Source organism: Mesorhizobium sp. M2A.F.Ca.ET.037.01.1.1 (assembly GCF_003998075.1).
Classification (GTDB): Bacteria; Pseudomonadota; Alphaproteobacteria; order Rhizobiales; family Rhizobiaceae; genus Mesorhizobium.
In genome coordinates this window covers 1-11,228 of the sequence record NZ_RZSA01000093.1, presented here as the reverse complement: position 1 = coordinate 11,228, position 11,228 = coordinate 1, and the positions used below count along the sequence as shown (strand labels likewise).

Genomic DNA, 11,228 nt, shown 5'->3' with positions numbered 1-11,228 from the left:
GTCGACCTGCTGCTGGGCGTCGTCCTGGCTGTTGCCAACGATGCGCACTTCGGCGCCCAGGCGGCGGATGGCATCGAGCTTGTTCTCCGGCACCAGCTTCGACATGCAGATCACCGCGCGCATGCCTTTCAGCTTGGCCGCATGCGCCAGCGCGCGGCCGTGATTCCCGGTCGAGGCGGCGACGACGCCGCGCGATTTTTCGTCCGGGCTCAATGCCGCAATCGCGTTGGAGGCGCCGCGCAGCTTGAAGGCGCCGGTGGTCTGGTGGTGCTCAAGCTTGAGATGAACAGGATGCCCCACGCGCTCCGACAGGTTTTGCGACAGCACGCAAGCCGTCCGCTCGACCTTGCCGGCAATGCGTTCGCGCGCGGCGCGAATATGCTGAAGCGTAACTGGCATCTCGATCACGGGCATTACGATCACTGGGCCAGCGGCTTGGTCCACAAGCGGCCGAACTCAGGTCGCGGCGTCTCGTCGCCGCAGAGCCGCAGGCAGTTCCAGGCGCTCGCCTGGTTGCTGGTGACGACCGGACGCCCGATCGCCTCTTCCATACCCGGCACCGCGAGCGCGGCGCGCAGCGCGGTGCAGGAGACGAACAGCGCATCGGCCTGTGGATGCGTGACCTTGCGCGCCATCTCGACGAGGGACGCCGGCCTGATGCGGGCCATCTCGCGGTCATCCTCGAAGCCGAGGCAAGTGAAGCTCTGGATGTCGAAGCCCTGCGCGGCGAAATAGGCCGCCATCGGCCGGCTGGTCTCGACGGTGTATGGGGTTAGAATGCTGATGCGCTTCACCCCAAAAGCGTTCAGGCCGCGCATACCAGCCATCGGCGGCGTGATCACGGGCACGCCGGGCTTGGCCACCTGGATCGCTTGTTCGATCTCGGCGTCACCGATCCCCACCGAAGCAGACGTGCAGGAGTAGCAGACGGCATCGAGCGTCTCGTCCGGCAGGATCTGCGCCGCCCCCGCCGAAAGCGAAGGCTGCATCTTGCGCAAATTCTCCGGCGTCGTTGGATTGGCGTAGGGAATGCGTGCGACATAGACGCCGATCCGCTCGCTCGCCACCATGCGGTGGAAGTCCACCTCGCTGGTGTGGTCGGTGGCTAAAGCGATCAGTCCGACGCGCTTTTCCAGCGGACGCGCGTCAAGCGCGGGGCGCGCCGTTTCGAGCCGGATCTCGGGCAATGCTTTCATGACTTTCATCTTTCGATCCTGCCGTAGCGATGCTCCAGCCAGCGCAACAGCACGACGGAGCAGAGGCTGATGACGAGGAAGAAGGCGCCGACCAGCGTCATCGGCTCGATGTAGCGGTAGTAGGTGTTGGCGACGCTCTTCGCCTGGTTCATCAGTTCAAGCACTGTGATCGCCGAAAGCAGCGGCGTCTCCTTGAACATGGCGATGAAATAGTTGGCCAGGGCCGGGATCATCGGCGGGATCGCCTGCGGCAGGATGATATGCGTCCAGGTGTGGCGTCCGTTGAGATTGCAGGCCTTGGCCGCCTCCCACTGGCCGCGCGGCACGTTGTCGATGCCGGCGCGGTAGACCTCGGCAGTATAGGTTCCGTAGTGCAGCCCAAGCCCGATCACGCCGGCCACCAGCGGCGGCAACAGGATGCCGATATCGGGCAGCACGTAGAAGATGAAATAGAGCTGCACCAGAAGCGGCGTGCCGCGGATGAACTCGGCGAACCAGCCGATGCTGCGCGCGACGAGCCGGTTCTCCGAGCGCCGCGCAAGCGCAATCCCGAGCCCCACGATCGCCGCCAGGATCGAGCCCAGAATGGTTGCCAATATGGTGATCTTCACGCCCTGGATCAGGGTCGGCATGATCTCCCAGACGAAGTTCCAATCCCAGTCCATTATTTGGCCCAATCCATCAGACGCGCACCCCATCAAGCCCGCGCGCCATGCGGCGTTCCAGCGTCCGCACGCCCCAGGAGATGATTAGCGCCAGCGCGAAATAGATGATCAGCACGGATAGGAACGGCATCAGCGTGCTGCCGGTCTGCGAACGCACCACCTGCGCCTGGAAGGTCAGGTCGGCGAGCGAGATCAGCGAGACGACCGAGGTCGCCTTGAGCAGCTCGATCGCGTTGTTGCCGAAGGTCGGCAGCATGACCAGCAGCGCCTGCGGCAGGATCACGTGCCGCATGCCCTGCCAGCGGCCGAGATTGAGCGCCGTGCAGGCCTCATATTGCTCGCGGCCGACCGACAGGATGGCGCCGCGCACAACTTCCGCCGCATAGGCGCCGACATTCAAGCCCAGCGCCAGCACGCCGGCCTGCAGTGGGGTCAGCGACAGGCCGGCGAAAGGAAGGACGAAATAGGCCCAGAACAGCTGCACGAAGATCGAGGTGCCGCGGAAGAATTCGATATAGGCCGTGGCGATCGCGCGCAGGATGAAGAAGCGCGACACGCGCCCCATGCCGGCAAGGAAAGCCATGATCAGCGCGAGCACCGACCCCATCAGCGTCAGCTCGATGGTGACAAGCGCTCCCTGCAATATCAGGCCGAGATAGCCGGACCACTGGGTCATCTGAGTGTAAAATTTCCTATCGTTTGCGGTTGTGCGGGGCAGCCGCGTCAAGTCCCTTCTCCCCGTTCACGGGGAGTTGAGGAGCGGTTCGCGCAGCGAACGAAAAGCCAATTGCTTGGCTTTTCGAGCGACGAAAGCCGGCAGGCAGATGAGGGGCGGAGCCAGCTTCTGATATCTTGGCGCCGCCCCTCATCCGTCACTTCGTGACACCTTCTCCCCGCAAGCGACGAGAAGGCAAAGAGCGCCTTACTTCGCCGCGCAGAGCTTCTCGCGGGTCGTCGACATCGCCGCCTTGGCGGAGAAGCCGTAGGGCTCGATGATCTTGGCGAACTCGCCGGACTTCTTCAGCTTGGCGAGCTCGACGTCATAGGCGTCGCGCAGCGCCTCGTCGCCCTTCTTGAAAGCGGCGCCGTCGCAATAGACCGGAGCGCCCTGCACCGGCGCGATCACTTCGAGGTTCGGATCATTGGCCTTCTTCATCAGGTCGTTGATCGACAGAACCGGCAGCGAATAGGCGTCGATGCGGCCGTCCTGCACCATCTTCAGGCCGCTCTGGCCGTCCGGCACGACGACCACGCGATCGCGCGGCACGCCGGCATTGAGCGCCAGCTTCTCCTCGGTGCCGCCGCCGGGCGCGCCGACGGTGGCGGAGCTGTCCTTGGCGATATCCTCATAGCTCTTGAAGCCTTTCGGATTGCCCTTCTTCACCAGCATCGCCTCGGCGTCGCACAGCACCGGTTCGGAATAGGCGACCGCCGCGCAACGCTCCGGCTTCATGAACAGGCCGGCGGTGACGACGTCGAAGCGGCCGGCCTGCAAGCCGGGGATCATGGCGCCATATTCGGAGATGGAGGCGACGATGTCGTTGACGCCGAGACGCTTGAAGATCTCGCGCGCCACGTCCGGCGCCGCGCCCGAGACCTTGCCGTCGGCGGCCACCGCCGTATAGGGCGGCTCGTTGGCGATGGCGACGCGGGCAAAGCCCTGCTGCTTGAGCTGCTCCAGCTTTGCATCGTCGGCCGAACGCGCGCCGGAGGCGAGCAGCATCGTGCTCACTGCGAGGCCGGCGACGCCAGCCAGAATCCCAAGTTTCTTCATCGTTCCCAACTCCTTGTTTCTGTTATTGGTCTGCTCGGTTCGGGACGGCCTTGGGCCGCCCGTGGACAGCTTGCGCCGCCCGTCTGCATAGCGGTCAGACGCGATGTCCGGCCGCGATGATCTTCTTCAGGAAGCTCTGCGTTCTTTCCTGCTTGGGATGGCGGAAAATCTCATCGGGCTTGCCTTCCTCGACGATCCTGCCGCGGTCGAAGAACAGCACGCGGTCGGCGAAGTCGTGGGCGAAGCCCATCTCATGGGTGACCAGAAGCATCGTCATGTCGGTCTCGGCCGCGAGCTTGCGCATGACGTTGAGCACCTCCTCGACCAGCTCCGGGTCGAGCGCCGAGGTGACCTCGTCGAACAGCATGATCTTGGGCGACAGCGCCAACGCGCGCGCGATCGCCACGCGCTGCTTCTGGCCGCCGGAGAGCTGCGCCGGCATCGCTTTCGCCTTGTCGGCGAGGCCCACCATGTCGAGCAGTTCCATCGCCCGTTTCTCGGCGGCGGCGCGCGCGACGCCCTTGGTCAGCATCGGCGCCAGCGTCACGTTGTCCATGACGCATTTGTGCGGAAAGAGATTGAAGAGCTGGAAGACCATGCCGATCTTCTGTCGCATCCTGGCCAGGTGGCGCTCGTCGGCCGGCAGCAGCTGGCCGTTGCGCTTCATGTGGTAGAGCTGCTCGCCATCGACCTGGATGTGGCCGCCGTCGATCTTCTCCAAGGTCATCAGGATGCGCAGGATCGTCGTCTTGCCGGAGCCGGACGGACCGATCAGCGCCAGCTTCTCGCCGGGCATCACCTGCATCGACAAACCGTCCAGCACCTTGAAGGTGCCGAAGCTCTTCGAAATCACATCGACCTTGATGATGGGCGCGGGCAATCCATTTCCCCGTTGCTGGAGAAGCCTATGCCCTTAACGATGCGAAACGTACCAAATCATGTCAATTAGGAAAATAATATCATGACAATATTTCCGGCGCGGCACAATTTCAGGGCAATCTGGACTCCTTTTGTGCATCAGATGGCGAGCAGGAGATGCTCCGGATCGCCGAGCAGCAGCTTGGCGACAACGCTCAGGCCCACCCGCAGTTCCCCCTCTGTGGTCGATCCGAGCGAGATGCGCACGGCCGGATGCCATGGCGTGTCAGCGATGCGGAACGAAGTGCCCGGCGCGATCGCCACGCCGCGCAGGCGCGCTTGAGAGACAAAGCTTTCCTCGGCGCGGTCGCCCGGCAGCTCGAGCCACAGATGCAGCCCGTCGCGATGGACGCGGTAATCGACGCCCGCCAGCATTTCGGCGGCAATCTCCTGGCGTCGCCTCAGCGCCGCGCGCTGCCAGTTGACCAGTTCCATCGCCGTGCCGTCGTTCACCCAGCGCGTGGCGATCTCCGCCACCATCGGGGTCGCCATCCAGTTCGAGACGAGGTGGCGGTTGGCGACGGCGGCGACATAGCGGTCCGGCACCGCCAGATAACCGATGCGCAGGCCGGGCACGGTGATCTTGGTGAAGGAGGTGACGTAGAGCGTCCGCTCCGGCGCAAACGCGGCGACCGCCGGCGGCCGGCCTTCGACCAGCGGCCCCAGCACGTCGTTCTCGATGATGGCGATGTCGTGCTTGCGCGCGACCGCGGCGATCTGCTCGCGGCGGGCGGCGTCCATCAGGGTCGCCGTGGGGTTGATCACCGAGGGCTGCACGAAGACGGCGCGAATGTCCGAGAGACGGCAGGCCTCGTCGAGCGCCTCGGGGATCAGCCCGTTGCCGTCGATCGGTAGCCCTTCCAGGTTGAAGCCAAGATAGCGCGCAAGTGGCACCAGCGTGTGGTGGCCGATCGCCTCCGTCGCGACCGTCGAGCCGGGTGGCGCCACGCTCATCAGCGCCACCGTCATGCCGGCGGTGGCGCCGTTTGTGAGGCTGATGTTCTGCGGCGACGCCTCCAGCCCGCAAAGCTTCAACCACTCGACAGCCACCGCGCGGTGGCGCGGGAAAACCATGTTCGGCCGGAACGACAGGGCCGAGCTTGACGGCAGGTTCTCGGCGAGCCAGCCCAGCGCCTGCTTCAGTTTTTCCAGATGCATCGGCTCGCAGACCGGCTTCAGGATGGAAAGGTCGATGACCTCGCCCAGCCGCTCCGGAATGTACGGCGGCTCCGGTTCCCGGCGCTGCGTCTGCACGAAGCTGCCGCGGCCGACCTCGCCGGAAATCAGGCCGCGGCGGATCAATTCCTCATAAGCGCGGCTGACGGTCTGCACCGAAAGCTTCAGATCGTCCGCCAGCCGGCGGTGCGTCGGCAGCCGCGTGCCGTTGGCCAGCCGCCCGTCATGGATGGCGCGGGCGAACTGGTCGGCCAGCGAGAGATAGGCCGGGCGGCGAATGAGAGCAGGATCTGGCTGCCATAATGTCATGACTTATTAGAGATCGAAATCAGTGCAATTGACAATCGAAATAATGCATCGTCATGGTGTCCTGAACGAAAGGCGGATACCGCATGGCGGCAGCGAAGCTCGATCCGATCGACCTCAGGATTCTCGACGCCATCCAACGCGACGGGCGCATCACCAAGCTGGCGCTGGCCGAGAAGGTCGGCCTGTCGCCGACGCCGTGCTGGATGCGGCTGCGCAAGCTGGAGAAAGCCGGCATCGTCACCGGCTATCACGCCGCGATCGCCATGCGCGTCATCGCGCCGGTGGCGACCGTGCTGATGGAGGTGACGCTGGCCAACCATCGCCAGGCCGACTTCGACCGGTTCGAGCGGGTGGTGCGGGATGTCCCGGAGATCGTCGCCTGCTGGTCGGTAGGCGGCGGCGTCGATTACGTGCTGAAGGTCATGGCGCGCGACATCGACGCCTATCAGCGGCTGGTCGACGGTCTGCTCGAACGCGAGATCGGCATCGACCGCTACTTCACCTACATCGTCACCAAGACGGTCAAGGACGAGACCGTGCTGCCGGTGGCCGACCTGCTGCCGGAGCAAGGGTGAGTCGGCCTCGCGATCAGCGTGGAGATTAGCCGAAACGTCCGCACTTCGTCATCCACGGGCGGAGCAAGGAGCGAAGCGACGCGGCGCAGACCCGAGGATCCATGCCGACGCTAAGGCATTGCGACGGTGCAGAATTCTGTGCCGCTGCGCCCTTCGATCAAGGTAACGGCATGGATCCTTGGGTCTCCGCGACGGAGCTGCGCTCCTGCTTCGCCCAAGGATGACGAGGCTGAGGAGCCTCGGCCAATTTTCACCGTTTGGTGGCACCCGCCAGCTGGCAAGCTAGAGAGATCGACCTGCTCTCCCGGACAAATAGAGACAATCTCTCTACATCGGACCGCCGAAACAGCCTCTTTGTCTCGATCGCGCGTCTAGTCTCTCCCTATCGCCTCGACACCGGGAGACTTGACTGATGTCCGCGCATTTTGCCCGCACCAACCACCATGAAGCGCTCGACCGCCTCGCCGATCGCCGCCTGTTGCGCGCGCTCGCCTATGTCGACGGCCACTGGACGGCAAGCGAGGCGGCGGCAAGTTTCGAGGTCACCGATCCGGCGACCGGCGCTACCATCGCCTTTGTGGCGGCACTCGATGCCGCCCAGACGACGAAGGCGATCAACGCTGCATCCCGCGCGTATCCCGGCTGGCGGGCGCTGTTGCCGCAGGAGCGCTCGAAAATCTTGCGAAAATGGTTCGATCTGATCATCGCCGCCAAGGACGATCTGGCGCTGCTGATGACGCTCGAGCAGGGCAAGCCGCTGAAGGAATCGCTGAGCGAAATCGACTACGCCGCCTCCTTCGTCGAGTGGTATGCCGAGGAAGCGAAACGCCTCAACGCCGAAAGCGTCACCAGCCATCTGCCGAACGCCGAGATGTCGGTGCGCCGCGAGCCGCTCGGCGTGGTCGGCGTCGTCACGCCGTGGAATTTTCCGTCGGCGATGCTCACCCGCAAGGCCGCGGCCGCGCTTGCCGCCGGCTGCACGGTGGTGGCGCATCCGTCCTCCGAAACGCCGCTGTCGGCCCTGGCGCTGGCGGAACTTGGCGAGCGCGCCGGGTTGCCGGCCGGTGTCTTCAACGTCATCACCGGCGACGCGCGCACCATCGTTGGCGCCATGTGCGCCGACGCCAGGGTCCGCGCCATGAGCTTCACCGGCTCGACCGAAGTCGGCCGGCTGATCGCCGCGCAAAGTGCTGCGACGATGAAGCGCCTGGTCATGGAGCTCGGCGGCCATGCGCCGCTGATCGTGTTCGACGATGCCGACATCGACAGGGCGGTGACCATCGCGCTCGACGCCAAATTCGCCACCTCCGGCCAGGACTGTCTCGCCGCCAACCGCATCTATGTGCAGCGGCCGATCTACGACCGCTTTTGCGCCGCCTTCGCGCACCGCATCGAGCAGCTTCGCGTCGGCAACGGGCTATCCGCGGACGCCGAGATCGGGCCGTTGATGCATGAGCGCGCGGTCAAGAAGATCGAGGAACAGGTCGCCGACGCAATCGCTCATGGCGCGCGCTGCCTGACCGGTGGCAAGCGTCACGCTGCCGGCCCGCTGTTCTACCAGCCGACGCTGCTTGTCGATGTGCCGGACGAAGCGCTGATCATGCGCGAGGAAACTTTTGGGCCTGTCGCCGACGTCACTCCGTTCGACGACGAGGGCGAAGTCGTCGCCCGCGCCAATGCCACCGAATATGGCCTCGTCGCCTATGTCGTCACCGAGAACGGCGCGCGGCAGGCGCGCATGGGGCGTGCGCTGGACTACGGCATGGTCGCGATCAACCGCGTCAAGATCACCGGCGCGCCGATCCCGTTCGGCGGCGTCAAGCAATCCGGCATCGGCCGCGAAGGCTCGCGCCACGGCCTCGAAGCCTTTACGGACCTCAAATACCTCTGCCTCGATGTAGCCTAAGCTGCGCAGGCCCTCATTCTCGTCAGGAGTCAAAAAATGCTCGAACAGTCCAACGAACTCTCCGCCTGGGATCGCGACCACTTCTTCCATCCCTCGACGCATATGGGCACGCACGCGCGCGGTGAATCGCCGGCCCGCATCATGGCCGGCGGCGAAGGCGTCACCGTCTGGGACAACACCGGCAAGAAGAGCATCGATGCCTTCGCCGGCCTCTACTGCGTCAATGTCGGCTATGGCCGCCAGAAGATCGCCGACGCCATTGCCGAACAGGCCCGGAATCTCGCCTACTATCACGCCTATGTCGGCCACGGCACCGAGGCCTCGATCACGCTTGCCAAGATGATCATCGATCGCGCGCCGAAGGGCATGTCGAGGGTCTATTTCGGCCTCTCCGGCTCCGATGCCAACGAGACCAACATCAAGCTGATCTGGTATTACAACAACGTCTTGGGTCGTCCCGAGAAGAAGAAGATCATCTCGCGCTGGCGCGGCTATCACGGTTCCGGCGTGATGACCGGGTCGCTGACCGGGTTGGAGCTGTTCCACAATGCCTTCGATCTGCCGCGCGCGCCGATCCTGCACACCGAGGCGCCCTATTATTTCCGCCGCGCCGACCGCTCGATGAGCGAAGAGCAGTTCTCGCAGCATTGCGCCGACAAGCTCGAGGAGATGATCCTCGCCGAAGGCCCTGATACGGTCGCGGCCTTCATCGGTGAGCCGATCCTCGGCACCGGTGGCATCGTGCCGCCGCCGGCCGGCTACTGGCAGAAGATCCAGGCCGTGCTGAACAAATATGACGTGCTGCTCGTCGCCGACGAGGTGGTGACCGGCTTCGGTCGTCTCGGCACGATGTTCGGCTCCGACCATTACGGCATCAAGCCGGACCTGATCACCATCGCCAAGGGCCTGACCTCGGCCTATGCGCCGCTCTCCGGCGTCATCGTCTCCGACAAGGTCTGGCAGGTGCTGGTCAAGGGATCCGACAAGCTTGGATCGCTCGGCCATGGCTGGACCTACTCGGCGCACCCGATCTGCGTCGCCGCGGGCGTTGCCAATCTCGAGCTGATCGACGAGATGGATCTGGTCAGGAATGCCGGGGAGGTGGGCGCTTACTTTCGCGCCGAGCTCGCCAGGGCCGTCGGCGGCCACAAGAATGTCGGTGAGGTGCGCGGCGACGGCATGCTGGCCGCGGTCGAGTTCGTCAAGGACCGCGACGACCGCGTGTTCTTCGATCCGGCGCTGAAGGCCGGGCCGCAGATTGCGACCGCGCTGGCCGCCAGCGGCGTCATAGGCCGCGCCATGCCGCAGGGCGACATCCTCGGCTTCGCGCCGCCGCTCTGCCTGACGCGCGAGGAGGCCGACATCGTCGTCGCCAAGACCGCCGACGCTGTGAACAGCGTTTTTGCGAGCATCTGAGAAGCGACATCCGAGAAGTGATATGAATGCCATGACCAGAACCGTTCCCGCCACCATGGCCGCCGTCCAGCTTACCGGCCATGGCGGCCTGGAGAAGCTCGTCTACCGCACCGATGTGAAGGTGCCGGCACCCGCCGCCGGCGAAGTGCTGGTCAAGGTCAGCGCCTGCGGCATGAACAACACCGATGTCTGGGTGCGCCAGGGCGCCTATGGCACGGAGGAGAATGCCGCAGCCGTCTCGACCTGGCGCCGCCAGGGCAACACGCTGACCTTCCCGCGCATCCAGGGCACCGACACGGTGGGTACAATTGTCGCTATCGGCGACGGCGTGCCGGCGAGCCGCATCGGCGAACGGGTCATGGTCGACTTCTCGATCTACAACCGCGACGACGATTCGCTGGCCGACATCGACTATATGGGCCACGGCCGCGACGGCGGTTATGCCGAATACCAGGCGCTGCCGGCTGAGAACGCGCATGTCGTCGACACCGACTTGAGCGATGTCGAGCTCGCCACCTTCTGCTGCGCCTATCTCACCGGCGAGCAGATGCTGGAGCGTGCTGCGCTCAGGGCCGGCGAGCGCGTCTTGGTCACCGGCGCCTCCGGTGGCGTCGGCTCAGGCATCGTGCAACTGGCCAGGGCGCGCGGCGCCATCCCCTATGCCGTCGTCGGCAAGGGCAAGGAGCAGGCTGTGCTCGACATCGGCGCCGAGAAGGTGATCACGCGCGGCGTGGCCGACCTGCTCGCCGCCGTCAACGAAGCGACGGGCGGCCAGCCCATCGACGTGGTCGCCGACCTCGTCGGTGGCGCCATCTTCAACGACCTGCTGCGCATCCTGCGGCCCGAGGGCCGCTACACGACTGCCGGAGCGATCGCCGGCCCGGTCGTGCAGCTCGATCTCCGCACCATGTATCTGAAGCAGCTCCAGCTCCACGGCTCGAGCCAAGGCACGCGCGCCGACTTCCGCCGCATTGTCCGCTACATCGAGGAAAAGAAGATCAAGCCGCTGGTCGGCGGCGTCTACAAGCTCTCGGACTTCCACCGCGCCCAGACCGACTTCATGGGCAAGGACTTCGTCGGCAAGCTGGTCGTGGTGCCGGATGCGATGTGGAGCGGCGCCTGACCCCCGAAAGAGCGCCCGGCGCGGCTTCAGCCGCCGCTATCATCTGGCGCGGCGACTGCGGACGGCAAGCCGATATACGCCGGGAAGCAAACGCTTTGCGGGCGTGCGTATCCGAGGACGCCCGGACAAACCGGGGCGTCCTCGCCTCGCAGCCGGCGATGCGCTTGCCC

The 11,228-nt window shown here is 65.1% G+C and carries 11 protein-coding genes; 4 read left to right on the top strand and 7 right to left on the bottom strand.

What is annotated here, in order from left to right; all coding sequences use genetic code 11:
* The 7 genes from EOA27_RS07375 to EOA27_RS07345 all read right to left on the bottom strand — a co-directional run.
* A partial coding sequence (locus EOA27_RS07375) for a pyridoxal-phosphate dependent enzyme (protein WP_189561978.1) occupies positions 1 to 399 on the bottom strand: 399 nt, incomplete at its 3' end.
* A 20-nt stretch (positions 400 to 419) separates the two neighbouring features.
* Complete coding sequence (gene eutA / locus EOA27_RS07370) at positions 420 to 1,196, bottom strand: ectoine utilization protein EutA (RefSeq protein ID WP_127255829.1); 777 nt, start codon at positions 1,194 to 1,196, stop codon at positions 420 to 422.
* Positions 1,197 to 1,201: 5 nt separating this feature from the next.
* Positions 1,202 to 1,861 carry an ectoine/hydroxyectoine ABC transporter permease subunit EhuD gene (ehuD, locus tag EOA27_RS07365; protein WP_112131195.1) on the bottom strand — a complete coding sequence of 220 codons (660 nt, stop codon included), beginning with the start codon at positions 1,859 to 1,861 and terminating at the stop codon, positions 1,202 to 1,204.
* Positions 1,862 to 1,877: 16 nt separating this feature from the next.
* Positions 1,878 to 2,537, bottom strand: a complete 660-nt coding sequence (gene ehuC, locus EOA27_RS07360; RefSeq protein WP_042638468.1) for an ectoine/hydroxyectoine ABC transporter permease subunit EhuC — start codon at positions 2,535 to 2,537, stop codon at positions 1,878 to 1,880.
* A 246-nt stretch (positions 2,538 to 2,783) separates the two neighbouring features.
* Positions 2,784 to 3,635 (bottom strand): ectoine/hydroxyectoine ABC transporter substrate-binding protein EhuB, encoded by an 852-nt coding sequence (ehuB, locus tag EOA27_RS07355; RefSeq protein ID WP_126079298.1) that lies wholly within the window; start codon positions 3,633 to 3,635, stop codon positions 2,784 to 2,786.
* 94 nt (positions 3,636 to 3,729) lie between these two features.
* Positions 3,730 to 4,515 (bottom strand): ectoine/hydroxyectoine ABC transporter ATP-binding protein EhuA, encoded by a 786-nt coding sequence (ehuA, locus tag EOA27_RS07350; RefSeq protein ID WP_126079297.1) that lies wholly within the window; start codon positions 4,513 to 4,515, stop codon positions 3,730 to 3,732.
* Positions 4,516 to 4,652: 137 nt separating this feature from the next.
* Complete coding sequence (locus EOA27_RS07345; RefSeq protein WP_126079296.1) at positions 4,653 to 6,038, bottom strand: PLP-dependent aminotransferase family protein; 1,386 nt, start codon at positions 6,036 to 6,038, stop codon at positions 4,653 to 4,655.
* 83 nt (positions 6,039 to 6,121) lie between these two features.
* Between EOA27_RS07345 and EOA27_RS07340 the strand changes: the two genes are divergently transcribed.
* From EOA27_RS07340 to EOA27_RS07325, 4 genes are all read left to right on the top strand, one after another.
* Positions 6,122 to 6,613: an Lrp/AsnC family transcriptional regulator gene (locus EOA27_RS07340; protein WP_126079295.1), complete on the top strand. Its 492-nt coding sequence runs from the start codon at positions 6,122 to 6,124 to the stop codon at positions 6,611 to 6,613.
* 412 nt (positions 6,614 to 7,025) lie between these two features.
* Positions 7,026 to 8,519, top strand: coding sequence for an NAD-dependent succinate-semialdehyde dehydrogenase (locus EOA27_RS07335; protein WP_126079294.1), 1,494 nt, complete (start codon positions 7,026 to 7,028; stop codon positions 8,517 to 8,519).
* A gap of 36 nt (positions 8,520 to 8,555) precedes the next feature.
* Complete coding sequence (locus tag EOA27_RS07330; protein ID WP_126079293.1) at positions 8,556 to 9,935, top strand: aspartate aminotransferase family protein; 1,380 nt, start codon at positions 8,556 to 8,558, stop codon at positions 9,933 to 9,935.
* Positions 9,936 to 9,957: 22 nt separating this feature from the next.
* On the top strand, positions 9,958 to 11,058 hold the full coding sequence (locus tag EOA27_RS07325) for an alcohol dehydrogenase family protein (RefSeq protein ID WP_126079292.1): 1,101 nt from the start codon (positions 9,958 to 9,960) through the stop codon (positions 11,056 to 11,058).
* Positions 11,059 to 11,228 lie beyond the last annotated feature (170 nt).